The 23979-nt window shown below is 62.4% G+C and carries 16 protein-coding genes; 4 read left to right on the forward strand and 12 right to left on the reverse strand.

The features are described from left to right. Positions 1-29: 29 nt before the first annotated feature. Positions 30-1838 (reverse strand): lipid A export permease/ATP-binding protein MsbA, encoded by a 1809-nt coding sequence (gene msbA, locus ACTYOL_RS25130; protein ID WP_054893200.1) that lies wholly within the window; start codon positions 1836-1838, stop codon positions 30-32. A gap of 15 nt (positions 1839-1853) precedes the next feature. Beyond that, on the reverse strand, positions 1854-3029 hold the full coding sequence (locus tag ACTYOL_RS25135; RefSeq protein ID WP_444757256.1) for an O-antigen ligase family protein: 1176 nt from the start codon (positions 3027-3029) through the stop codon (positions 1854-1856). 100 nt (positions 3030-3129) lie between these two features. Here ACTYOL_RS25135 and ACTYOL_RS25140 point away from each other — a divergent pair, with 100 nt between their 5' ends. After that, on the forward strand, positions 3130-3735 hold the full coding sequence (locus tag ACTYOL_RS25140; RefSeq protein WP_125931268.1) for a toluene tolerance protein: 606 nt from the start codon (positions 3130-3132) through the stop codon (positions 3733-3735). Here the strand turns inward: ACTYOL_RS25140 and ACTYOL_RS25145 are convergent. The 9 genes from ACTYOL_RS25145 to putP form a co-directional block, all read right to left on the reverse strand. Continuing rightward, entirely contained in the window at positions 3715-4830 is a 1116-nt protein-coding gene (locus ACTYOL_RS25145) for a glycosyltransferase (RefSeq protein ID WP_153774229.1), read from the reverse strand. The two genes, ACTYOL_RS25140 and ACTYOL_RS25145, sit on opposite strands and share 21 nt — an antisense overlap. Before the next feature lie 48 nt (positions 4831-4878). Next, complete coding sequence (locus tag ACTYOL_RS25150; protein ID WP_125931266.1) at positions 4879-5652, reverse strand: glycosyltransferase family 2 protein; 774 nt, start codon at positions 5650-5652, stop codon at positions 4879-4881. 58 nt (positions 5653-5710) lie between these two features. After that, a complete protein-coding gene (locus ACTYOL_RS25155) occupies positions 5711-6667 on the reverse strand; it encodes a glycosyltransferase family protein (protein WP_153774230.1) in 957 nt (318 codons plus the stop codon). 46 nt (positions 6668-6713) lie between these two features. After that, complete coding sequence (locus ACTYOL_RS25160) at positions 6714-8117, reverse strand: PIG-L deacetylase family protein (RefSeq protein ID WP_444757257.1); 1404 nt, start codon at positions 8115-8117, stop codon at positions 6714-6716. Next, positions 8114-9010, reverse strand: a complete 897-nt coding sequence (locus ACTYOL_RS25165; protein WP_153774232.1) for an antimicrobial resistance protein Mig-14 — start codon at positions 9008-9010, stop codon at positions 8114-8116. The genes ACTYOL_RS25160 and ACTYOL_RS25165 overlap by 4 nt, the downstream gene beginning before the upstream one ends. Beyond that, entirely contained in the window at positions 9010-10140 is a 1131-nt protein-coding gene (locus tag ACTYOL_RS25170; protein WP_444757258.1) for a glycosyltransferase, read from the reverse strand. The genes ACTYOL_RS25165 and ACTYOL_RS25170 overlap by 1 nt, the downstream gene beginning before the upstream one ends. Beyond that, positions 10124-11881 carry a carbamoyltransferase family protein gene (locus ACTYOL_RS25175; protein ID WP_065863816.1) on the reverse strand — a complete coding sequence of 586 codons (1758 nt, stop codon included), beginning with the start codon at positions 11879-11881 and terminating at the stop codon, positions 10124-10126. Before ACTYOL_RS25175 ends, ACTYOL_RS25170 begins: the two co-directional genes overlap by 17 nt. Before the next feature lie 116 nt (positions 11882-11997). Then, positions 11998-12834, reverse strand: a complete 837-nt coding sequence (locus ACTYOL_RS25180) for a 23S rRNA (adenine(2030)-N(6))-methyltransferase RlmJ (RefSeq protein ID WP_054893140.1) — start codon at positions 12832-12834, stop codon at positions 11998-12000. 148 nt (positions 12835-12982) lie between these two features. Continuing rightward, complete coding sequence (gene putP, locus ACTYOL_RS25185) at positions 12983-14461, reverse strand: sodium/proline symporter PutP (RefSeq protein ID WP_054893139.1); 1479 nt, start codon at positions 14459-14461, stop codon at positions 12983-12985. Between the two features lie 74 nt (positions 14462-14535). Between putP and ACTYOL_RS25190 the strand changes: the two genes are divergently transcribed. Continuing rightward, on the forward strand, positions 14536-14724 hold the full coding sequence (locus ACTYOL_RS25190; RefSeq protein ID WP_153774234.1) for a hypothetical protein: 189 nt from the start codon (positions 14536-14538) through the stop codon (positions 14722-14724). 94 nt (positions 14725-14818) lie between these two features. Continuing rightward, positions 14819-18769 carry a trifunctional transcriptional regulator/proline dehydrogenase/L-glutamate gamma-semialdehyde dehydrogenase gene (gene putA / locus ACTYOL_RS25195; RefSeq protein ID WP_197891983.1) on the forward strand — a complete coding sequence of 1317 codons (3951 nt, stop codon included), beginning with the start codon at positions 14819-14821 and terminating at the stop codon, positions 18767-18769. A 73-nt stretch (positions 18770-18842) separates the two neighbouring features. On the opposite strand, the gene ACTYOL_RS25200 is transcribed toward putA, so the two are convergent. Then, the gene (locus ACTYOL_RS25200; RefSeq protein WP_444757259.1) at positions 18843-21746 is read right to left on the reverse strand and encodes an RHS repeat-associated core domain-containing protein; all 2904 of its coding nucleotides are present in this window, start codon (positions 21744-21746) and stop codon (positions 18843-18845) included. Between the two features lie 426 nt (positions 21747-22172). Between ACTYOL_RS25200 and ACTYOL_RS25205 the strand changes: the two genes are divergently transcribed. Further along, a complete protein-coding gene (locus tag ACTYOL_RS25205) occupies positions 22173-23975 on the forward strand; it encodes an acyl-CoA dehydrogenase (RefSeq protein WP_444757260.1) in 1803 nt (600 codons plus the stop codon). Positions 23976-23979: the final 4 nt, after the last annotated feature.

A 23979-nucleotide genomic window follows, 5' to 3' on the forward strand; every position in this document is an offset into this window, starting at 1 on the left:
GGGCGCACACGCCCCGATTCATGAGGGTTTCAGGTGATATCGGCCTTGTCCGGCTCATCGAGTCCCATGGCGTGCAGGCGGGCATAATGGCCATTAGCCTCAAGCAGTTCGGCATGGGTACCACGCTCGACCAGGCGCCCCTGGTCCATGACAAGGATCAGGTCGGCCTTCTCGATAGTCGACAGGCGGTGCGCGATCACCAGGGTGGTGCGCCCTTCCATCACATGGTCGAGCGCCGCCTGGATATGACGCTCGGACTCGGTATCCAGTGCCGAGGTCGCCTCGTCGAGGATCAGCAGGGGAGCGTTCTTCAACAGCGCCCGGGCGATTGCCAGGCGCTGGCGCTGGCCACCGGACAGCAGCACACCATTCTCGCCGACCTCGGTGTCGAAGCCCTTGGGCAGTTGGTCGACGAACTCCTTGGCGTAGGCGTCGGCCGCGGCAGCCTCGATGGCCTCGCGCGGCGCACCGGCCAGGTCGCCATAGGCGATATTGTTGGCCACGGTGTCGTTGAACAGGGTGACATGCTGGGTCACCTGAGCCACATGTCGGCGCAGGTTACGTAGGCGATAATCCTCGATTTCCACACCATCGAGCAGGATCTCGCCCTTGTTGTGGTGGTAGAAACGCGGGATCAGCGCCGCCAGTGTCGACTTGCCGCTGCCAGAACGCCCCACCAGGGCGATCATCTGCCCGGGCTCGGCGACGAAGCTGATGTCGGTCAGCACCTGACGCTCGGTGCCTGGATAGGTGAAGCTCAGGTTGCGCACCTCCAGACGGCCCTCGACACGCTCCTTCTCCACGGTACCGCCGTCCACCTCGGGCTTCTCGTCGAGCTGCTCGAAGATGCTCTCGGCGCCGGCCAGGCCCTTCTGAATGGTCGAGCTGACCTCCGAAAGCTGGCGAATCGGCTTGGGCAACAAGCCTGCCGCCGTGATGTAGGCGACCAGGTCGCCAGCCGAGGCATCGCCACGCAGGAACAGCACCAGGAACATCAGCGCGGCCATGGCGCTGTAGATCACCAGTTGCAGGGCCGGGGTGTAGAGGGCGCCGGTCTTGTTCATGCGCAGCTGCTTGTCGGTGTTGCTCTGGCTGGCATTTCTGAAACGACGCTCTTCGTAGGCTTCGCCGCCGAAGCTGCGCACCACGCGGTAGCCCTGGATGGTTTCGGAGGCCACGTGGGTGACGTCCCCCATGGCCACCTGGATCTTCTTGCTCTGCTTGCGGAATTTCTTGCTGGCAGTACTCACCATCACTGCAATGACTGGCAGGATGGCAACCATCACCAGGGTGAGCTTCCAGTTCATCCACATCAGGTAGATGAACAGGAACACCACGGTCAGGCCTTCACGGATCACCACCTTGATCGCGTCGGTGGCGGCACCGGTGACCATGGTGACGTTGAAGGTGATGCGCGAGATCAGGTGCCCGGAGTTATGACTGTCGAAGTAGCGGTTGGGCAGCACCAACAACTTGTTGAACAGCTCCAGGCGCAGGTCGTGGACCAGGCAGAGGGACACCTTGGCCAGATAGTAGTTACCGAGGAACGACCCGAGCCCTTGCCAGGCAGCGATCAGGATGATCAGCAACGGCACCGCCTGCAGCAATTGCAAGTCGCGCAGGTAGGGGACGTCGGGGAACAACACCGCTTGCGGATTGCTCAGGCCATCGACGAAGTACTTGAGTATCCCCGCCAGCATCGGCTGGGTCGAGGCAAAGATCACGAAACCGATAATGCTCAGCAGGAAAATGCCGATGTAGGGTTTCACATAGCCCAGCAGCCTGAAATAGATCTTCAGGCTGGTGGGGTTGTCCGCCGGTCGCGGTGTTTCGGCCATCATCGAGCTCGCTGTTCAGATTGAACCGGAAATTTTACCACAGGCTTTTCGCTCGGCATGCACCCACGGCAACATCATCGCCAGGCCGACCGGCAACCAGCTGATGAACCACTCCGCGCGGGGGGTACCGGTGAGGCTTGCGGCGTCAAGTTGCATGGCCACGGTGGAGAACAGCCACATCCCCAGTACCAACTTGCCCAACATGGTATCCCTGGCGCGCCAGATTTCACGCAGGGCGAACAACCATGTCGCGAGCCAAAGCAGCATGCCTGGCAGCCCAAGCTCGACGGCGACATGCGTCATCAGGTTATGGGTATGGTCGAACTCCATCCCTGGCACCTCGACCCGATAGAACGCACCAAGGCCCAGCCCGGTCCAGGGGTGCTGGCTGATCATCTGCAATGCCGCGTGAAAGATCTCCGGACGATAGGACGAGCCTCGCTGCATGGCCTGATCGTGGAACAGGTATAGCGTCAGCGCGGAGGCCATCAGGGCAAGTATGGCGATCAGCTTGCTGAATCGCTCACGCATCCAGAAAGGAGCCAGCAATACGGTGAGCAGCAACGCGATGGCTGCGCCGCGGCTCTGGCAAAGGGCGATGAAAACCCCCATGCAAGCCAGTGCCAGCACCCAGCCCAATTGCAGGAAACGATCGCGGGGAACGTCATAGAGCATTGCTACCGCCATGACCCCTATCACATAGGCTCCCAGAATCGGATGGCTAATCTGACCGATACCCTCAAGACGCATAGCCAAAGGTTTGCCGGCAAGCAGATAGAAGCGATAGATCGAAATCAACGCGGCAATCGCCAGCAATACTCCGCCGACGCGCAGCAACAGTCGCACACGACTGGCATTCATTTGCGCCAGCAGCGGGAAAGACATCAGGAACAACAGAATGTACACCAGCCGCTTGCCCTCGCGCGCCCCTTCGTCGGTGGGCGACCAGGCCAAGCTAATCGCCCCCCAGCCCAACAGCAGCGTCACCGTCGTCCAAAGCGCCGGCTGAAGGCGCCAGCTTGCAAGGAGGAGATGGCGTGCGGGCCAGGCAAGCACCAGCGTCGGCAACCAGAGAAACAGGATCAGACCTTGCTGGTAGAGCTTGTTGCTCGGCGCCAGGGCAATCGCCGCAAGGAACCAGATAAAACCGAATCCGAGCCAGGCCTGGGCCCAGCGCTTTTCATGCAACATCGCTTCTCCCCGATCAATCCGATGACACCGTCATGGTGCTACCACGTTATTTTCGGCATTATTGCCAGTCATTTTGCTGCACAAGACAAGGCACACATCCATGCAATGCTCCCGTCTCCCCCAGGCCGACTTCGACCAGCTGACTCATGGTGCCAGGATTCTGGAAGCTGACAGTCACGGCGCCAAAGTCTACCTGCTAGAGGATGGGAATATCCTCAAGGTTTTTCGTCGTAAACGTCTGATTTCATCTGCGCTGCTGCGCCCCTACTCGCAGCGTTTCATCGAAAACGCAGTACGCCTGACCCAACTGGGCATTCCCACCCTCGATGTGATCAGCCACCACAAACTGGATCTGCCTGGACGCACGGCCGTGCTCTACCGTCCGCTGCCCGGTGAAACACTCCTGCAGCGCTCCCGCCTTCCGGGATTCAGCTGGAACGACTACCTGCCACCGTTGATCGAACTGATCCAGCACCTGCATCGTTCAGGGGTCTACTTTCGTTCGTTGCACCTGGGCAATGTCGTTGTCACTCCAGAGCAACGGCTGGGGCTGATCGACGTCGCCGATATGCGCTTCCTGCGTCCACCGTTGTCTGCACGAATGGTTCGGCGCAACGTTCAGCACCTGGCCAGTTACATCGAGCGGGAGCGGCTCGGCGAGCACTTCCCGCTCGCCGAGCTGAAGTCAGCGCTGCTCGGGCGCTGAGCCTGAGCTCTTGAACACCGCCCGGGAGCCCTGGCTGAAAGCTTGCCAGGCCTGCTCCGGGTCCAGGGCGCGGCGTTGTGATGCCGCCGTTTGCTGTTCATTGAGCGTGTTGCATTCTTCGATGGCACGCACCCATGCAGACTCGTCACCAACCGGGAGATAGCGTCCGGCCTGTCCCAGTTGCTCGCGAAACACTGGCAGGTCGCTGCACAGCACCGGCACATCGGCCAGCACGGCTTCCTGAAGCACCAGCCCCAAGCCCTCGGAGCGCGACGGCACCAGCAACCAGTCGAAAGCTCTATACAGCTGCGACAGGTCTGAACGGTAGCCGCAAAGCTGCACGCTGTCGCCAAGCCCCAGGGCCTCGACCCGCGCACTCAGGCGCTCGCGCAATTCACCGTCGCCAAGGATGACCAAGCGGACATCCAAGTGCTGTCTGCATACCCTTGCAAAAGCCTCGATCAGCATCTCGAAACCCTTGCTCTCTACCAGGCGTCCGACAGCACCGAACACGAGCCTCGACTGCTGCGGCAAAGCCAGCGAGCGTCGAGCCTGGTCACGGTCGAACAGCGATGCGGCAAAGACCTGCGGATCCAGCGCGATGCGCAGGGTATGCACAGGACGCCCGAGTGCCTGCTCAAGTGCCTGGCCAAGCGTGCGCGACACCGCAGCGATACTCAGGCGATTCGCCGGCAGCATGCGCAGCAAACGAATGTCGCGTCCTCGCATACGTGTCGTCCCATGAAACAGTACGACAACCCGGGTATTCGGGAAGTGGTGCATCAGCGGCAAAATCAGCCGCGCTACCCCCATGCCGTCGAGCAGCAGTACATCAGGTCGGGCGTGTTCCAGCGCCACACGCAAACGTCTGTGCAGCCAAGGCATCAACAGGCGCCAGAACCTGCGCCCCTTGAGTACACGTGCCGGCATATGCCATTCGCGGATGGCCCCCATGCCAGAGCACATGCCCTCGCCAAGCAACAACCAGTTGCTGATCTCGGCGTCGTCTGCGACATGACACAAGATCTGTCGGTGTACTTTGTGAACGGACATGTACGGGGCACCACCCGACCACATCACATTGATGACATTCATCGGTGGAGCTCCCTCGTACGCGGCAGGCCGACCGCTGGGTCAACCGATTCAATGAGCAAGAAAGCCGATTCCGATACCGACCAATGCGCCTATTACGAGCATAGCCACAAGTTTCATCCGGTCACGCTGGCGACGCTTGGCCTTGCGCTGGGCCTCCCCCGGCAATGTCACATGACTACCGAAACCCGTATGCAAGACCGCGTCCCCCTCAAGCGTGACTGCGGTCAAGCCCAGCTCGGCGTACCGCCGAGACAGTGCTTTTTCTCCGGGATACCCCGCAAATGGTGCACAAGTCTGGTAATCGCTCAGCCGACGCAATCCTGGATTCAGAGAGAAAGCCTGCCAATCGGCTTTTTCTGAAAGCAAGGGGTAGCACGGCACATTGGCGATAACCTGACGGTCTCCCAGGCGGATGTACGGGCTATGGATCGCCAGGTCGTGAGCATGGCTGCGCAGCCATACCTGCAGGATCTGCGGGCTGGCCTCGAGGATCAGCCGGGAGTCCTCGACAAAGTGCTGGCGATAGAAGCTCCAGTCATCCTCGCAATGGAAGATGTAGGGCGTCTTGACGTGGCTGTAGGCCAGGTCGATCGACGCCAGTTGCCCGAGCTTGGGCCGGTTGACGAACACCTTGCAGTGGGCCTTCCAATGCTCGGGGACGGCAGCGTGAACCGCATCGTCTCCCGAGTCTTCGGTGATGAACACCTCACGGATCGACGCGGTGTTGTAGCGGTCGAAGCTTTCCAGCGTTGCCTTGAGCAGGTCGAAACGCCCGCAGCTGGTTACCACCAGCGTGATGTCACTGTTTTCCGAGAAGCGCACTGGGCTCCCTCCGCCTTGCGGCCATTTCCAATCCGTCCGATGGACAGGTTGATGTGGTTCAAAACCCCAGTTTCAGACGCAGACGCTGCCACGCACTGAGCGGCGCTCGTGGTCTGAGGGGGGGCATCATGTGGTCGACGATGCTACGCCCGACCTGGGCAAAACTAAAGCCAGAAACCGCCAGTTCGCGGCCATTGGCGGCGATGCGTTCGGCGAGTGCCGGATCGGCGCGCAATGTCCGCAACTTCTCCTGCAGCACCGGGATGCTGTCGTACAGCACCACGTTGTGCATGTCCTCGAGACCCAACGCACGGTTTTCCGCCTCGCCCTGGTCGAAAGCCAGCAGCACGCAGCCACAGGCCATGGCCTCGAAGTTCTTGATCATGTACTCGCCCATGCCAACGTCGGCACTGACGAAGAAGCGGATACGGTTGAGCGTATTGCAGTAGTCTTCACCGGACTTGGTACGAGTCACGACCAGGTTCTCCACCTGCCCCAGTTCATCGAGCAACGCCTTGCGGCCGCTATAGGCGACGCTCTTGGTGCTGCCGACAAAGGCCAGTTCGATATCACGCTCACGCCCCTGGTCGGTCAGCAATTGCTCGTCATAGCCCTTGGGCACGAACACCGCATCGAAACCTTCCTGGCGCAGGCGCTCGCTGACCATGTAGCCAGAGCTGATCACTCGCGCCCAAGGCAGTTTGCGGTAGTGCGCGCTGAACTTGCCGGTGTATTTGCAGGGAATGTAGTTCTGGTAGGCGTCGTGCTCGAGGATCACCAGATTAGGGATCGTGCGAATGAAGCCGACCTGGCGGATCTCCTGCTTGAAGCGCAGGAAAAAGACGATACGGTCATAGCGCTCGACGTCCACTTCACGCTTGAAGTAGCGTCGCAGGTTGCGCTGGTCGTCGCTCGACAACCAGCGCAAATCGCACTCGCAGTTGGCCGCGACGCCGTCGTACAGGCGATCGAGGATGGCCCGTTGTTCCTTCTGCACCAGAAATAGGACTTTCATTGCATTCCTTGGGGGCGTGACGCCATCGCGGTCAATCATCGGGCACTCACAGCTCGCGGCGCCAGAACAGTTCATGTCGACGCACCGCCTTGCGGAAGAATTCGTTCTCCCCATAAGGCGACGGCCGACGCCCGGCCAGCCAGCGCTGCAACAGGCGCCGCAGGCGACGCTTGAACGGCGCCGGAGGCTGCAGGTCGTGCATCATGCCCAGCGCCATGGCCTTGTCGCGCTGGGTCGGTACGTCCAGCACCAGGCTGCAGGGCGCCCAGGGTTGGCCTGCTTCGAGTTGCGGCGGCAGGGCAATGCCATCACCGCTGTCACCCATGGGCCAGCGGTCGTTGTCGTGCAGGTGGTTGGCGTAGCACAACAAGGTCTGCGGCTGCCAGTCCAACCCCTGCAAGGCTTCGAGCACGGCCGCTTGGGCACAGAGATGATCCGGGTGTGGATCGAGCTGCGGGTGCGGCATGACCAGAATCTCTGGGCGGGCCATCTGCAGCAGCACGCGCAAGTCGGCCAGCAGGTTGTTCCAGGTCGGCGCACCATCGGCATCGGCCGGCAGCGGAAACGGATTGAAACGACGGAACGGCCGGATATCGGCCATGTCCGCCTCACGCGAGGCCGCAGGCTGATCGGGCGCAGCCTGCATGGCAGGCAATTGCAGACAGAAATAGCCCAACTGCACGCAACGGGCCTCCGGCACCCCGGCCCAACGTGGCACGGCAATACTGTCCCAGGCGCGCAGGCGCCCCTTGAGCTGTGCCGCCTCGGCCCTGGCCAGACCCATCTGTTGGTAGTGCTCGGCCTCGATCTCGCCAGCGGTCAGTGTGACCACCCAGGCTTCGTCGGCCTGGCTGTAGAGCCCGTAAGCCGCCAGCTCTGCATCGTCAGCATGGGGCGCGATCACCATGACCCGACGGCGGCGCAACTCCACAGCCGGGGTTATCCACAGGCGCGGCTCGCCCAGCAGTCGGCAGTGGCGCCCGAGCAAGCGCAGTCGCCCATCGCGCAGTACCGCGCCAAGGCCGGTCAGGTTGAGAAAACGCACACCATCGACGCCGCGCTCGAAGGTCTGGCTGTCATGCATGGCATCCGCGACCAGCTCGACCCGAGGATCGAGAAAGCGACCAAGCCACCCAGACTTCACACGAACCTCGAGGATCAGCGTGTCATCATTGCTGAACGATGCAGCGCTCTTCAGCACGCCGTCTTGAATGCCGACGGCCTCGACACGGCTGTGCTCGCCGAAGTCGAAGACATAATCTTCGCCGGGCGCGTAGAACAGATGATCGGCGAACCAGGCTTCGTGGGCGGCCCAGACCAGCGGCAGCAGCAACAATGGCAGCCACCACCAGCTCAGCCCGCCCAATGCGATCAGCAGCAACAACCCGATCACCAGCCCGAGGCGCTTGTTGCGCCGGTGGCGCTTGAGCAATTGCTGCTTGCGACTCATGCCTGGTACACCGGGACCGGGTTGCACCAACGGTCCTTGTATTCACGGTCGGCACGGCCGAATGAGAAACGCAGGGCCTTGCCACGGGCGCTGGCGTCTTCCCAGGCCGCCTGGGTATTGAGGAAGCTCAGCACGCTGCCGGGGCTGAACGCCTTGGTTTCAGGGTCCACACCACCGTTGACGTACTCGACGCTGATCCATTCGGGCGACTCGACCCGGTAAATCAGCTGGATGGCAATCGGCTTGTCCTCGAGAAACAGCACCGAGCCGATCAGCAGCTCGCGCAAGCGCTCGACCACCTCAGCCATACGCGCAGCGCCGGTCGCGGGGAAGCTCCAGCGGCGCTGGAACAGGTCGCAGTACATCGCGGCGATCTCGGCACCACTGAAGTCGGTGATCGGACGCACCACGCCACCGGCCTCCTCCAGCAGGCGCAGTTCGCGGCGCTGGTTGTAGCGAAACTTCTTCGACAGATCTTCATGCGGGCGCGCCATGGCCAATTGCTCGGCCTGGGGTTTCAAGCCCTCGAAGCGCCCGTGATTGAGCTCCGACAGGTAGCGTCCGGCGTGGCGCAAGGGCGCAGCAGCATCAACCGCTGCAGGCAGGATGAGCTCGGCATTGCCCAGGTCGAACAGCCCCTTCTTGCCATGACGCTTGAGAACATCCTTGGACAACGCCAGGTGCCGTCCCCAGGTGGGGACTGCCGCCACGAGCTCGCCGCCTTGGCGCCAGCCCAGGTAGCGCACCGGAATCTGTGCAAGTTCAGCCAGTTGCTCGACCACCAACGGATGAGTGGCGACGCTGCCGCCGAAACGCTGCCAGGTGTGCGCATACTCGTTCGCATCGATAACGGCCCAGCCGCGCTCGCGCCAGGCCTTCAGATGATTGAGCATCAGCTGCGAGCCTCCAGTGCACGCACCTGTGGTAATTGCCAGAACGCCTGGCGCACGGCTGCGTCGGAAAATCGCTCGCGCAGACGCTGCAGCATCAGTTGCGCGCATTCGCGATGCTGATCGTCGCTCAGCCCGGCCATTTGCTTCAGCCCCTGCGCCAGTTGCCCGGCGTCGCCCAGCGGGAACAACACGCCTACCCCTTCGACCACTTCGCGCGCACCGCCACAGGCCGTGGCCAACAACGGCACGCCGGCGACCATCGCCTCCAGCAGGACCATGCCGAAGGGTTCGTGGTCAGAGCTCAGGGCGAACACATCGAACGCCTGGAAATAGCGACGGGCATCCGGCACCTGGCCAAGGAAGTCGACACGGTCGGCAATCCCCAGTTCGGCTGCCTGGGCCTTGAGCGTGTCTTCCAGCCGCCCCTTGCCCAGCACCACCAGACGCGCATTGGCCGGCAGGCCCGGCAACGCCTCGGCGAAACCTCGCAGCAGGGTCGCCTGGTCCTTGTCCGGGTGCAGACGGCCGACGTTGCCGACGATCCACGCCTGTGCATCGAGCCCCAGAGCACGCCGTGCCTCGTCGCGCGGCACGAGACTGGCCTGCAGCGCCTCGACGTCGATACGGTTGTACAGCGTCTGGATGCGTTCGTGCGGCCACTGCGCCAGACAGCGGCGCATATCGTCACGCACCGCGTCGGACACACCCAGCAGGCTCAAGCGCTTGCGAAACAGGTTGGCGAACAGGCGCCGCCCCTTGCGCTGGTAATCGCCGAAGGCATGATGCACGCCGATCACCGGCAAGCCGGTGCCGAGCAGCGCGACATAGATCGGCTTGAAGCGGTGGGCGATGCAGAACCTGAAACGGCGCTCGGCCGCGATCTTGCGCAGCGCGCGGATCGCGCCCAGCTTCAGGCCGCGTACGGCCTTGGAGCTGAACTCGAGAAACAGCACTTCGTCGGATGCACAGCCTGCAGCCACCTGCGCGTTGGCCTTGCCGGTAAGGAAGACCGTGGTGACCTTGTAGCCACGCCCCTCGAACAGGCTGGCGTACTGACGGGCGCAGTCGAGGAACGGCCCGTCGTAGCCATGGCAGAACTGCAGGACACGCAGGTCAGAGCGGCTGGTCATACGCGGCCGCGCCGTCCTTGACCACCAGGATGTCTTCCATGATCAGGTATTGCAGGTCCGAACCGTAGAACATGTTCAACGCGTCGGTAGGCGAGCAGATCATCGGTTCGCCACGGCGGTTGAGCGAAGTGTTCAGCGACACGCCGTTGCCGGTCAGCTCCTCGAGCGCCTTCATCATGTCGTAGTAGCGCGGGTTGTACTCGCGCTTGAGCACCTGGGCACGCGAGGTGCCGTCCTCGTGCACCACTTCCGGCACACGGGTCTTCCACTCTTCGGCCACTTCGAAAGTGAAGGTCATGAACGGAGCAGGATGGTCGATCTTGATCATCTGCGGTGCAACGGTGTCGAGCATCGACGGGCAGAATGGTCTCCAGCGCTCGCGGAACTTGATCTGCTCGTTGATACGATCGGCAACGTTCGGCACGCTCGGGCAGCCGATGATCGAACGACCACCCAGTGCACGCGGGCCGAACTCCATGCGACCCTGGAACCAGGCCACCGGATTGCCATCGACCATGATCTTGGCGATGCGCTGCGGCATGTCGCTGAGCTTGCGCCACTTCGGCGCATTCGGATGGCGGGCACAGGCAGCGATAACGTCCTCGTTGGAGTACGCAGGGCCGAGGTAGACGTGCTCCATCTTCTCGACCGGCACGCCACGGGCGTGGGACACGTAGGCCGCTGCACCGACCGCGGTACCGGCGTCGCCGGAGGCCGGCTGGACGAACAGCTCCTTGAGGTCAGGGCGGGCGATGATCTTCTGATTCAGCTTGACGTTCAGCGCACAGCCACCGGCGAAGGCCAGCTTGCCGGTCTCTTTGAGGATGTCGCCCAGGTAATGGTCGATCATCTGCAAGGCGAGCTTTTCGAACAGCGCCTGCATGCTGGCCGCGTAATGGATGTACGGCTCGTCGGCGATATCGCCTTCGCGCTTGGGGCCCAGCCATTCGATCAGCTTGGGCGAGAAGTAGAAGCCCTTGCCCTTCTCTTTATAGCGACGCAGGCCGATAACGTTGGCGTACTCGGTGTTGATCACCAGTTCGCCGTTCTCGAAGCTGGCCAGACGGGAGAAATCGTACTTGCTGGCGTCGCCATACGGGGCCATGCCCATGACCTTGAACTCGCCATCGAGCATCTCGAAGCCCAGGAACTCGGTGATCGCGCCGTACAGGCCGCCCAGCGAATCCGGGTCGAAGAACTCCTTGATCTTGTGGATCTTGCCGTTTTCGCCGTAGCCGAAGAAGGTGGTGGCGTACTCGCCCTTGCCGTCGATGCCCAGGATCGCGGTCTTTTCCTTGAAGCCCGAGCAGTGATAAGCGCTGGAGGCGTGGGCCAGGTGGTGCTCGACCGGTTCGATCTTGACCTTTTTCGGGTCGAAGCCCAGTTGCTCCAGGCACCAGACGATCTTCTTGCGGTAGCGCTTGTAGCGACGGTTGCCCATCAGGATCGCATCGAGGGCGCGGTCCGGGGCGTACCAGTAGCGCTTGGCGTAGTGCCAGCGGGCCTTGCCGAACAGGCTGATGGGGGCGAACGGAATGGCCACCACATCAACGTCGGACGGTTTGATACCGGCTTGCTCCAGGCAGAACTTCGCCGATTCGTAGGGCATGCGGTTCTTCGCATGCTTGTCACGCACGAAGCGCTCTTCTTCTGCAGCGGCAACCAGCTTGCCGTCGATGTACAAGGCCGCGGAAGGGTCATGGCTAAGGGCGCCGGACAGGCCAAGAATCGTCAATGCCAAGGGACTAGCCTCTTCATTCGGTAGAGATGCGCCAGCGGCCTCGTGGGCGGCTGGCGGCTAAAGGGCGGGATTATAACGCAAAGATCAGGGACACACTGCCCCTTGTGGGAGCGGGGTTATTCGGCGATCAGCCAGTCCATGCGGAAGCTGCCCGCCGTCTGTGCGAGCTCCCTGGCCAGCCAGGGCAGCAGCTCCTTGAGCTCCTCCTCCAGCCCCCATGGCGGGTTGGCGATGGCGAGGCCCGAGCCGTTCAGCCCCTGCGGGCTGTCCTGGTGATGCACATAGAGTTCGACGCGCAGCAGCTTGGGCGCGCCGGTGCTGGTCAGGTCCTGGTAGAAACGGGTCAGCGAGCGCTGGTCCTTGATCGGATACCAGATGGCCGCGACGGTCTGGCGCATGCGACCGATCGCCTCCTTCATCGCCACGGTGCAGCGCTTGAGTTCGTCGGCCTGCTCGAAGGGCGGGTCGATCAGCATGATCGCGCGCTTTTCCTGCACCGGCAGCAGCGCGCGCGGCACATGCCAGCCCTCGCCCAGGTGCACGGTGACCCGCGGATCCTTCTTCATGTTTTCCTTGAGCAAAGGCCCGTCTTCGGGGTGTTTCTCGTTGAGCAGTGCGCGATCCTGCTGGCGCATCAGGCGCCGTGCCAACTCCGGCGAGCCGGGGTAGTAGCGCAACTCGCCATCGGCGTTGAGGCGCTTGATGATGCGCAGGTAGTCAGCGGTGGCAGCCGGCAGGTCTTCACGATTCCACAGGCGGGCAACGCCTTCGAGATATTCACCGGTACGCGTGGCCTGGTCGCCTTGCAGGTCGTACAGACCCAGGCCGGCATGGGTGTCGATATAGGCGAACGGCTGTTCCTTGCGCGACATCAAGGCGATGAGGCGGGTCAGCACGATGTGCTTGAGGACGTCGGCATGATTGCCGGCGTGGAAGGCGTGACGATAGTTCATGGCAACTCCTGCGGGGGCGGCAAGTTTACCTTGCCTTGCGGGCGGAGTCAGGCCTGGCCGTCGATCGGCACAAGGGCCATTCGCGGGCAGGCCCGCCCCCACGGGAGCGGGCCCGCCCGCGAAGCAGCTGTCGCCGAATCAGCAGGTGTTACTTGTCTGCGTGATATGCAGCATCAGCCGTTTCAAACCGCGAAACCATGCTGCCGCTCGGACGCCCCAGCTTGCTCACCACGATGATGGCGATGGTGGCGAACAGGAAGCCCGGGATGATTTCGTACAGGCCAAGCCCGACGTAGTTCTTCCACAGGATCACGGTCAGTGCACCCACCACGATCCCCGCCAGGGCACCGTTGCGGGTCATGCCCTTCCACAATACCGACAGCAGCACCACCGGCCCGAACGCAGCACCGAAGCCCGCCCAGGCATAAGCCACGAGGCCCAGCACACGGTTGTCAGGGTTCGCCGCCAGGGCGATGGCGATCAATGCCACGGCCAGCACCATCATTCGACCGACCCAGACCAGCTCGGTCTGCGAAGCACCCTTGCGCAGGAAAGCCTTGTAGAAGTCCTCGGTCAGTGCACTCGAGCACACCAGCAACTGGCAGCTCAGGGTGCTCATGACCGCCGCCAGGATGGCCGACAGCAGCACACCGGCGACCCACGGATTGAACAGGATCTTCGCCAGCTCGATGAACACACGCTCGTGGTTCTCGGTGACCGGGCCGGCCAGATCAGGGTTGGCCGAGAAGTAGGCGATGCCGAAGAAGCCCACGGCGCAAGTGCCCGCCAGGCACAGGATCATCCAGGTCATGGAGATGCGGCGTGCGTTGGCGATCGACTTCACCGAGTCGGCAGCCATGAAACGCGCCAGGATGTGCGGCTGGCCGAAGTAGCCCAGGCCCCAACCCATCAGCGAGATGATGCCGATGAAGGTGGCGCCGCGGAACATGTCGAAGTTCGCCGCGTTCTGCGCTTCGATCGCCAGCATCGTGGTGTCGAAGCCGCCGGTGGAGATCAGCACGATGATCGGCGTGAGGATCAGCGCGAAGATCATCAGCGACGCCTGCACGGTGTCGGTCCAGCTCACCGCCAGGAAACCACCGACGAAGGTGTAGGCGATAGTCGCCGCAGCACCGGCCCACAGCGCCGTCTCGTAGGACATGCCGAAGGTGCTTTCGAACAGACGCGCGCCGGCAACGATGCCCGAGGCGCAGTAGATGGTGAAGAACACCAGGATCACGATGGCCGAGATCACCCGCAGCAGGCCGCTGTTGTCTTCGAAACGGCTGGCGAAGTAGTCGGGCAGCGTCAGCGCATCACCGTTGTGCTCGGTCTGCACCCGCAGACGGCCGGCGACGAACAGCCAGTTCAGGTAGGCACCGACAGTCAGGCCGATGGCGATCCAGGCCTCCGACAGGCCCGACATGTAGATGGCGCCCGGCAGGCCCATCAGCAGCCAGCCGCTCATGTCGGAAGCGCCAGCCGAAAGCGCGGTGACCACGCTGCCAAGGCTGCGACCGCCAAGGATGTAGTCGGAGAGGTTCTTGGTGGAGCGATAGGCCGCGAAGCCGATCAGCACCATTGCCGCGATGTAGATCACAAAGGTGATCGTGATTGGATTGCCCATGGTTGTGCCCTGGCGTTGTTGTTATCTCTTGCACCCGACCTTCATGAGACGGTTGCACCCAGGCGGCGAATCCTATGCAACAACATGAATCGGGTGCAACCATTTTTCATTTGCAAGTTGCACCTGGAAATGTCTTTTCAGTTAAAACCCCTTTTTTGCTCCTTTTTGAAGCAAAAGCGACGCTTTTAATAAGCAAAGGCAGCAAAAACGACCCTTTCCGCTGTTTAGCGTCTTGCGCCAGACGAGTTGCACCTTTTTCATGAAAAATTCGGGTTGCACCCGGTTGCACCCGAGAGGTGCCTGGCGCTAATCTTGCCGCCAGCTTAGCCACGCCCGTGGCAATAACGAGGATAAGAAATGGCGACGACCACCCTTGGGGTCAAACTCGACGACCCGACCCGTGAGCGACTCAAAGCGGCTGCGCAGTCCATCGACCGCACCCCGCACTGGTTGATCAAGCAAGCGATCTTCAATTACCTGGAGAAGCTCGAGGGTGGTGCAACCCTGAACGAAATCAACGGCCACGCCGCACAGCTCGGTGACGACGCCGGCGAACTTCCGGCCGACCACGCCCACCAGTGCTTCCTCGAATTCGCCGAAAGCATTCTGCCGCAGTCCGTGCTGCGCGCAGCGATCACCGCAGCGTACCGTCGCCCCGAGCAGGAAGTGGTGCCGATGCTGCTGGAGCAGGCACGCCTGCCGGCCCCGCTGGCCGAAGCGACCAACAAGATGGCCGCAGGCCTGGCCGACAAGCTGCGCAACCAGAAGAGCGCCAGCGGCCGCGCCGGCATCGTCCAGGGCCTGCTGCAGGAGTTCTCGCTGTCGTCCCAGGAAGGCGTGGCGTTGATGTGCCTGGCCGAAGCCCTGCTGCGCATCCCCGACAAAGGTACCCGCGACGCGCTGATCCGCGACAAGATCAGCACGGGCAACTGGCAGCCACACCTGGGCAACAGCCCATCGCTGTTCGTCAATGCCGCCACCTGGGGCCTCCTGCTGACTGGCAAGCTGGTCTCCACCCACAACGAATCCGGCCTGACCTCCTCGCTCACCCGCATCATCGGCAAGAGTGGCGAGCCGATGATCCGCAAGGGCGTCGACATGGCCATGCGCCTGATGGGCGAGCAGTTCGTCACCGGCGAGACCATCGCCGAAGCCCTGGCCAACGCCAGCCGCTTCGAATCCAAGGGCTTCCGCTACAGCTACGACATGCTCGGCGAAGCCGCACTGACCGAGCACGACGCCCAGAAGTACCTGGCCTCCTACGAGCAGGCGATCCACTCGATCGGCAAGGCCTCGCACGGGCGCGGCATCTATGAAGGCCCGGGCATCTCGATCAAGCTCTCGGCGCTGCACCCGCGCTACAGCCGCGCGCAATACGAGCGCGTGATGGAAGAACTGTACCCGCGCCTGCTGTCGCTGACCCAACTGGCCAAGCAGTACGACATCGGCCTGAACATCGACGCCGAGGAAGCCGACCGCCTGGAGCTGTCGCTGGACCTGCTCGAACGCCTGTGCTTCGAGCCATCGCTGTCGGGCTGGAACGGTATCGGTTTCGTCATCCAGGCCTACCAGAAGCGCTGCCCGTACGTGATCGACTCGGTCATCGACCTGGCCAAGCGCAGCCGTCACCGCCTGATGATCCGACTGGTCAAGGGCGCCTACTGGGACAGCGAGATCAAGCGCGCCCAGGTCGAAGGCCTGGAGGGCTACCCGGTCTACACCCGCAAGGTCTACACCGACGTGTCCTACATCGCCTGCGCCCGCAAGCTGTTGTCGGTGCCGGAAGCCATCTACCCGCAGTTCGCCACTCACAACGCCCACACCTTGTCGGCCATCTACCATATTGCCGGCCAGAACTATTATCCAGGCCAGTACGAGTTCCAGTGCCTGCACGGCATGGGCGAGCCCCTGTACGAACAGGTCGTCGGCAAGATCGCCGATGGCAAGCTGAACCGTCCGTGCCGCGTCTATGCGCCGGTCGGCACCCACGAAACCCTGCTGGCCTACCTGGTGCGCCGTCTGCTGGAAAACGGCGCCAACACCTCGTTCGTCAACCGTATCGCCGACCACTCGATCTCCATCCAGGAACTGGTCGCCGACCCGGTCGCGAGCATCGAGCGCATGGCCACTCAGGAAGGCAGCGTCGGCCTGCCGCATCCGCGCATTCCACTGCCGCGCGACCTCTATGGCAGCGAGCGCGCCAACTCGGCCGGCATCGACATGGCCAACGAACACCGCCTGGCGTCGCTGTCCTGCGCCATGCTGGCAACCGCACACAACGACTGGAAGGCTGCCCCGCTGCTGGCCTGCGCCACCAGCCAGGAAGCCGCTGCGCCAGTGCTCAACCCAGCCGATCACCGCGATGTGGTGGGCCATGTGCAAGAGGCGAGCGTCACCGACGTCGACAACGCCATCCAGTGTGCCCTCAATGCCGCGCCAATCTGGCAAGCCACCCCGCCGGCCGAGCGCGCCGCGATCCTGGAGCGCACCGCCGACCTGATGGAAGCCGAGATCCAGCCGCTGATGGGCCTGCTCATCCGCGAGGCTGGCAAGACCTTCGCCAACGCCATCGCCGAAGTGCGCGAAGCCGTGGACTTCCTGCGCTACTACGCAGTGCAGGCGCGCAACGACTTCAGCAACGACGCCTGCCGCCCGCTCGGCCCGGTCGTGTGCATCAGCCCATGGAACTTCCCTCTGGCGATCTTCACCGGCCAGGTGGCCGCCGCACTGGCCGCCGGTAACCCGGTGCTGGCCAAGCCGGCCGAACAGACCCCGCTGGTCGCGGCCCAGGCCGTGCGCCTGTTGCTCGAAGCCGGTATCCCTGAAGGCGTGCTGCAACTGCTGCCGGGGCGCGGCGAAACCGTCGGCGCCGGCCTGGTCGGCGACGAGCGGGTCAAGGGCGTGATGTTCACCGGCTCCACCGAAGTCGCGCGCCTGCTGCAACGCAACGTCGCCGGTCGCCTGGATGCCCAGGGTCGTCCGATCCCGCTGATCGCCGAAACCGGCGGGCAGAACGCGATGATCGTCGACTCCTCGGCGCTGACTGAACAGGTGGTGATCGATGTGGTGTCGTCGGCCTTCGACAGCGCCGGCCAGCGCTGCTCGGCGCTGCGCGTGCTGTGCCTGCAGGAAGATTCCGCCGACCGCGTGATCGAGATGCTCAAGGGCGCCATGGCGCAGAACCGCATGGGCAATCCCGAGCGCCTGTCGGTGGACATCGGCCCGGTGATCGACGCTGAAGCCAAGGCTGGCATCGAGAAGCACATCCAGGCCATGCGTGAGAAAGGTCGCAGCGTCTACCAGGTGGCCATCGCCGAATCCGAGGAGTGCAAGCGCGGCACCTTCGTCATGCCTACCCTGATCGAGCTGGAAAGCTTCGACGAGCTCAAGCGCGAGATCTTCGGCCCAGTGCTGCACGTGGTGCGCTACAACCGCAAGCACCTCGACCAACTGATCGCGCAGATCAACGCCTCCGGCTACGGCCTGACGCTGGGCGTGCACACGCGCATCGACGAGACCATCGCCAAGGTCGTGGACAACGTCAACGCCGGCAACATGTACGTCAACCGCAACATCGTCGGTGCCGTGGTCGGCGTGCAGCCATTCGGTGGTGAAGGACTGTCCGGCACCGGCCCGAAAGCCGGTGGTCCGCTGTACCTGTACCGCCTGCTGTCGACCCGTCCGGCTGACGCCATCGCCCGCCACTTCCAGCGCGCCGACGGTGAGACCAAGGCCGACACCACCCTGCGCGACCAACTGCTCAAGCCGCTGCAGGTGCTCAAGGCCTGGGCTTCGAGCAACCAGCCCGAGCTGGTGGAACTGTGCGAGCAGTTCGCCGAACAGTCGCAAAGTGGCATCACCCGTGTCCTGCCTGGACCGACCGGCGAGCGCAACACCTACACCGTATTGCCTCGCGAGCATGTGCTGTGCCTGGCCGACAACGAGGCTGACCTGCTCGCGCAGCTCGCCGCGGTGCTGGCAGTGGGCAGCTCGGCGGTGTGGGCCGACGGCGAGCCGGCCAAGGGCCTGCGCGGTCGCCTGCCGAAAGACCTGCAAGGCAAGATCAAGCTGGTGGCCGACTGGAGCAAGGATGAAGTGGCGCTCGACGCGGTCATCCACCACGGCGACTCCGACCAGTTGCGCGCGGTGTGCCAGCAGGTCGCCAAGCGTGCCGGGGCCATTGTGGGTGTGCATGGGCTGTCCAGCGGTGATCCGCAGATCGCGCTGGAGCGGTTGGTGATCGAGCGTGCGGTGAGCGTGAACACCGCGGCTGCGGGGGGTAACGCCAGCCTGATGACCATCGGCTGAACGTACTGACGCCATCGCGGGCAAGCCCGCTCCCACCGGTTCAGCAGCGAAACGGTGGCAGCGGGCAATTCACCTATTGTGTATTTTTCGACCTCCAGAATTTCAATTTTGATACGCGCGACTTCTTGGTCACCGGTTGCTCCGGCAAAACATGCAAAAGCGTTATCTTTTGCAGGCTGGGCACATGCTTCTGAAGGTTATAAGTTACCGTTCCATTCTCGGTAGATGTGGCCAGAAATACAGTCTGCTGGGTAATCGCATCCACCTTAGCTATAAAATCCCCTGTCGCCACATCCTTCAGGCTGAAGACCTGTCTCGAGGTGATCGATACCTCGTCCCGTTCGCCTCTTGCGCCCCTGTGAATCTGGTATTCAGAGGCCGCGCCCGGGGCCGCTGACCATATGCCGCGCACCTCGCCGTTCTCGTTGAACGCCCCGCCGGCAGGCTCGATGGAATAGAGTAAGCTGGTCATCTCGGCAGCAAGTGCTTGATGTGCAAGCGTTGAAATAATCTCTAGCTGCTGCGAGCTGAAATACTCCCTAACGTTGTGTACAAGCATGGGGATTTCCTCCCCGTTTTCTATCAGAGTGTACGTGCTACGCGTAAAGTCCTTGGCAAACTGTTCAGTCACCCCTAGATCCTCCGCGAGCTGCGCAGCCGGACCAAGAGCTTCTTGCTCGCTGTTGCCCGACGGACCTATGACCCTTTCCAGTTCAGTGGGTTGATACGCTTCACTCTCACGTATCCAATACACCGTTAATTTCTTTCGATGTTGCGTGTCGTGACTGACATTGCCCTTTAGTACAACCCCAGGCTTCAGATTTTTAAAAATCTCCGGAAACTCGATCAACTTGTCCAACGCAGCGAAGTCAGCCCCGAACTCCGACTCAAAACTTTGTAATCCATTGGCATCCCTGCGCGTCACCGGATTGTTGCGCACCATGCAATACAAGTTAAGGCCATCCACCGCACCCGCCGGGTCTGCGCTCAGCCACCGCCCGACCCACGGCTGGTAGTAGCGATAACCGTAGTAGTACAACCCAGTCGCATCTCGTTCCTTGCCTGAATAACGCAAGGTCTTGTAACTCCCTTCAAGCTCGCTACGGGCTGCCCACAACGCGGTTCCCCCAAAAGGGTAATACGCTTCATGGCTGATCAGTCTGCCCGCGCCGTCGACCTCCAGGATGCCGCTGCCCAGTGGCGTGTCGTAGCTGTAGCGCAGTTGATCGTTCTCCAACCCTTCAGGCACCTCGCTGCACCAGTGCAACATTCGCACCTGTGCATGACCGGGCTCACCGACCGAAATAACCTGCAACTCCTCCTCAAGGTAGGCATCGCGGGTAGTGCAGCGCAATTCAAGCCCGGGTAAATAGGTGACTCGAAGCGTGTGCCGGCTTGCAGCGCTCCACTGCGTGTTGACTTTCAGGACTCGCATGCTGGCATTGTCATAACGGTAGTGCTCATGGTCATCCCGCCCCTCCTCGCGTTGCTGGGAGATGACCTGATGCAACTCCCCTTGAGGCGTCCAGCACAGGGGATTGCCGGGTAACAGCGAGATCTGCTGACCCTTGGCCGTGAACAACGCCTCAACCTCGGCAGGAGTCTTCGCCATTGTGCCCAGCACCGCCCGATTGCTGCGGTCACTGACTGCGATCTCGACGACACGACAGTGATTGCTAGCAGGCACCCGGTGCACCATGCGCGTCAGGTTGCCAGCAGTGTCATAGATAAAGTTGCGGGTATAACAGGTAAAGAGCGTCTCATCATGGGGAGAAGGAGACGGCGTGTTGTACTCTCCCGACCGCGATGACGCATTGACCTGCTCCCTTCCGCAGGCGCTGACCAATTGATAAAGGCTGTCGTAATGGTAGGTTGTCTGCGGTTCCGCCACCTGGTTGCGCCAGAACCGCCTATTGTCGGTCTCGTCACGTTCGCTCACCACATTGCCCACAGGGTCGAACGTATACTGCAAATCCTGCAGGAGCCTCGCACCCAGGGCATGACTCGCAGGCCGCTCGATCCGTAGCCGAGCCTGGCGTTGCGTTCGTGGCTCGAAGAAATAGGTGCTCAACACACCGTTACCATGCAGTTCACGGGTCTTATGTCCACCTGCCAGGTAACTCGTCGACCGGACGATCTCGCACTCTTGAGAGCCTTTGCGCCTCAGCCAGCTTGCCTGGAGCCGACCCGCGATGTCATAGGTGACACGCCGCAGGTGCCCTGCTGCATCGACAATGCTCGATACTGTTCCGGTTGCGTCCACGACCGAACACGTAGTGCGTGCCTGTGCAATCGGCTCAAGTGCGCGATCCCATTCATCGACGCTCTCACCTTGCCAATCGACCACTGTCCGAACTTCATCTCCCTGCCCCAGAAGACGTCGGGTGACAGACAGCGTGGTCCCCGTCATGGCGATGGCGTCGTGCAAGGCAAGGCCGGCAGTGTCGTAAAGACGTATACAGCGACCCGCCAGGTTTCGCCCCCGCTCCAGTGCACTGCTACCCCCATAGACAAAGCGCTGGGTCATGCGGGGAACACCACCGCCAACTGTATCGCTGATGCTCGACAAACGGCCCGCCAGACCGTGAGCCTCGTACACCGATCGACGCACCACCGCCTGGCTGTAATCGTCACGCCCTTCTGCACCTGCCGCGATTGCACTGATACGCACCAAAGGCCGACTATCGATATCAGCCAAGGCAACTTCAATGCCCGCGTCGACACTCTGAACACGCAGCACTTTGCCAGCGAAATCGTTGGCCAACGCGAAGTTCACCAGACCGCGCCCAGCCATACGCGGGTCGCTGCTACGATCCAGGAAGCCACGAGGATCGTGCCTGTGCCGCGTGATGAGCAGGGTGGTCTGCCCAAGCGCAAGCCCATCACGATGGCAGGAGATTTCCCGTACCTTCAGCTTGCGAGCAAACACCGATACCGATGGGGTTTGGCAATGGACTAATGGCGCGTTGCTTGTCATTGGGCAATGCTCCGGAGCGGGTCTAAATGGCAAGCAGCCCCCCAATCAGAGCTCAACGGGGATCCGACAAAGGCCTAGGCTCTGTCCTGAATGTGTCTGCACGAAGGCCAGACAAGGCGAACAGGGTAAGGAACGCCCGGGGCCGCGCCCGACGGTACTGGAGTGCATGAGCATTCCGAGCCCCGTCTCAATGCAGTATGGGCGAGTGCAGGTGCATTTCAGACAGAGCCTAGGCTACCCCAGTGATGCACACGCCACACCTGACAGAAATACCAGTGGAGCAGCGCAAAGTATTTCGACAAGCGAGCGCCACTGATGGCACACCTGCGCTCAGCCTTCTGGAGTGTCATCACGCACACCCATGAGCCTGTGCAGCCACTATCCCTGGCTCTAGACTCGCAGCATCTCGAACCCAGGAATCCCGCCATGTCCGAGCAACTCCTCAGCAGCCGCAACCTCGCCTTCGAACTCTACGAGGTCCTCGACGCCGAGGCCCTGACCCAGCGCCCGCGTTTCGCCGAGCACAACCGCGAGACCTTCGACGCAGCGCTTGGTACGGCTCGCACGATTGCCGAGAAGTACTTCGCCCCGCACAACCGCAAGGGCGACGAGCACGAGCCGCGCTATGTCGACGGCCGCGCCGAGCTGATTCCCGAGGTCAAGCCTGCGGTAGAGGCGTTCCTCGAGGCGGGCTTCCTCAACGCCAACCGCGACTTCGACGTCGGCGGCATGCAGTTGCCGAGCCTGGTTTCGCAAGCCTGCTTTGCTCACTTCCAGGCCGCCAACGCTGGCACCACGGCCTACCCCTTCCTGACCATGGGCGCAGCCAACCTGATCGAGAGCTTCGGCAGCGACGAGCAGAAGCGCCTGTTCCTGCAGCCGATGATCGAAGGTCGCTACTTCGGCACCATGGCCCTGACCGAGCCCCACGCCGGCTCGTCGCTGGCCGATATCCGCACCCGTGCAGAAGCCGCAGGCGATGGCAGCTATCGGCTCAAGGGCAACAAGATCTTCATCTCCGGCGGCGACCACGAGCTGTCGCAGAACATCGTGCACATGGTCCTGGCCAAGCTGCCGGATGCACCGCCCGGGGTGAAAGGCATTTCGCTGTTCATCGTGCCCAAGTACCTGGTCAACGACGACCGCAGCCTCGGCGCCCGCAACGACGTGCTGCTGGCCGGGCTGTTCCACAAGATGGGCTGGCGTGGCACGACCTCCACGGCGTTGAATTTCGGTGACAACGGCCAGTGCGTCGGCTATCTGGTCGGCAAGCCACACCAGGGCCTGGCGTGCATGTTCCAGATGATGAACGAGGCGCGCATCGGCGTCGGCATGGGCGCGGTGATGCTCGGCTACGCCGGCTACCTGTACTCGCTGGACTACGCCCGCCAACGCCCGCAAGGCCGCCAGGTGGACAACAAGGATCCCAGCAGCCCAGCAGTGCCGATCATCGAGCACGCCGATGTAAGACGCATGCTGCTGGCGCAGAAGGCCTACGTGGAGGGTGCCTTCGACCTGGGCCTGTATGCCGCCCGGCTGTTCGACGACACCCACAGCGCACCCGACGAGGCGGCACGCGCCCAAGCCCAGGAACTGCTCGACCTGCTCACCCCGATCGTCAAGTCCTGGCCTTCGACGTTCTGTCTCAAGGCCAACGAACTGGCGATCCAGATCCTCGGTGGCCACGGCTACACCCGCGAATACCCAGTAGAGCAGTACTACCGCGACAACCGCCTGAACCCGATCCACGAAGGCACCGAAGGCATCCAGTCGCTCGACCTGCTCGGGCGCAAGCTGGCGCAGAACGGCGGCGCCGGGCTCAAGCAGCTGATTCGCCTGATCGCCAGCACTGCCGAGCGCGCCAGTCATCACCCCAACCTGGACGCACTGCGCCAGCCGCTGGAGCAACTGGTCAACCGCCTGCAGGCCGTGACCCTGGCACTGCTCGGCGACCTGGCCCAGGGCAAGGTCGCCGGCGCGCTGGCAAACTCGGCGCTGTACCTCAAGGTGTTCGGCCACTGCGTGATCGGCTGGCGCTGGCTGGAGCAGGCCATACAGGCCGAACGCGGGCTGATGAAGGGGGTCGATGTCGATCGCGATTTTTACTGTGGCAAGTTGCAGGCCGCACGTTATTTCCTGACTTGGGAAGTGCCAGGCTGCCATACTGAGCTCGCACTGCTCGAGGCACGCGACGACACTTGCCTGGGCATGCAAGAGGGGTGGTTCTAGGGGG

It is taken from the genome of Pseudomonas sp. A014, assembly GCF_052378495.1.
Lineage (GTDB): Bacteria > Pseudomonadota > Gammaproteobacteria > Pseudomonadales > Pseudomonadaceae > Aquipseudomonas > Aquipseudomonas machongensis.

Bases quoted from the DNA above. Each gene is read 5' to 3' on its own strand.
- msbA (WP_054893200.1), bottom strand. From the start codon at position 1,838: ATGGCCGAAACACCGCGACCGGCGGACAACCCCACCAGCCTGAAGATC.
- ACTYOL_RS25155 (WP_153774230.1), bottom strand. From the start codon at position 6,667: ATGAAAGTCCTATTTCTGGTGCAGAAGGAACAACGGGCCATCCTCGAT.
- putA (WP_197891983.1), top strand. From the start codon at position 14,819: ATGGCGACGACCACCCTTGGGGTCAAACTCGACGACCCGACCCGTGAG.
- ACTYOL_RS25205 (WP_444757260.1), top strand. From the start codon at position 22,173: ATGTCCGAGCAACTCCTCAGCAGCCGCAACCTCGCCTTCGAACTCTAC.
- ACTYOL_RS25190 (WP_153774234.1), top strand. From the start codon at position 14,536: ATGCAACAACATGAATCGGGTGCAACCATTTTTCATTTGCAAGTTGCA.
- ACTYOL_RS25160 (WP_444757257.1), bottom strand. From the start codon at position 8,117: ATGAGTCGCAAGCAGCAATTGCTCAAGCGCCACCGGCGCAACAAGCGC.
- ACTYOL_RS25140 (WP_125931268.1), top strand. From the start codon at position 3,130: ATGCAATGCTCCCGTCTCCCCCAGGCCGACTTCGACCAGCTGACTCAT.
- ACTYOL_RS25170 (WP_444757258.1), bottom strand. From the start codon at position 10,140: ATGACCAGCCGCTCTGACCTGCGTGTCCTGCAGTTCTGCCATGGCTAC.
- ACTYOL_RS25165 (WP_153774232.1), bottom strand. From the start codon at position 9,010: ATGCTCAATCATCTGAAGGCCTGGCGCGAGCGCGGCTGGGCCGTTATC.
- ACTYOL_RS25180 (WP_054893140.1), bottom strand. From the start codon at position 12,834: ATGAACTATCGTCACGCCTTCCACGCCGGCAATCATGCCGACGTCCTC.
- ACTYOL_RS25145 (WP_153774229.1), bottom strand. From the start codon at position 4,830: ATGAATGTCATCAATGTGATGTGGTCGGGTGGTGCCCCGTACATGTCC.
- putP (WP_054893139.1), bottom strand. From the start codon at position 14,461: ATGGGCAATCCAATCACGATCACCTTTGTGATCTACATCGCGGCAATG.
- ACTYOL_RS25200 (WP_444757259.1), bottom strand. From the start codon at position 21,746: ATGACAAGCAACGCGCCATTAGTCCATTGCCAAACCCCATCGGTATCG.
- ACTYOL_RS25135 (WP_444757256.1), bottom strand. From the start codon at position 3,029: ATGTTGCATGAAAAGCGCTGGGCCCAGGCCTGGCTCGGATTCGGTTTT.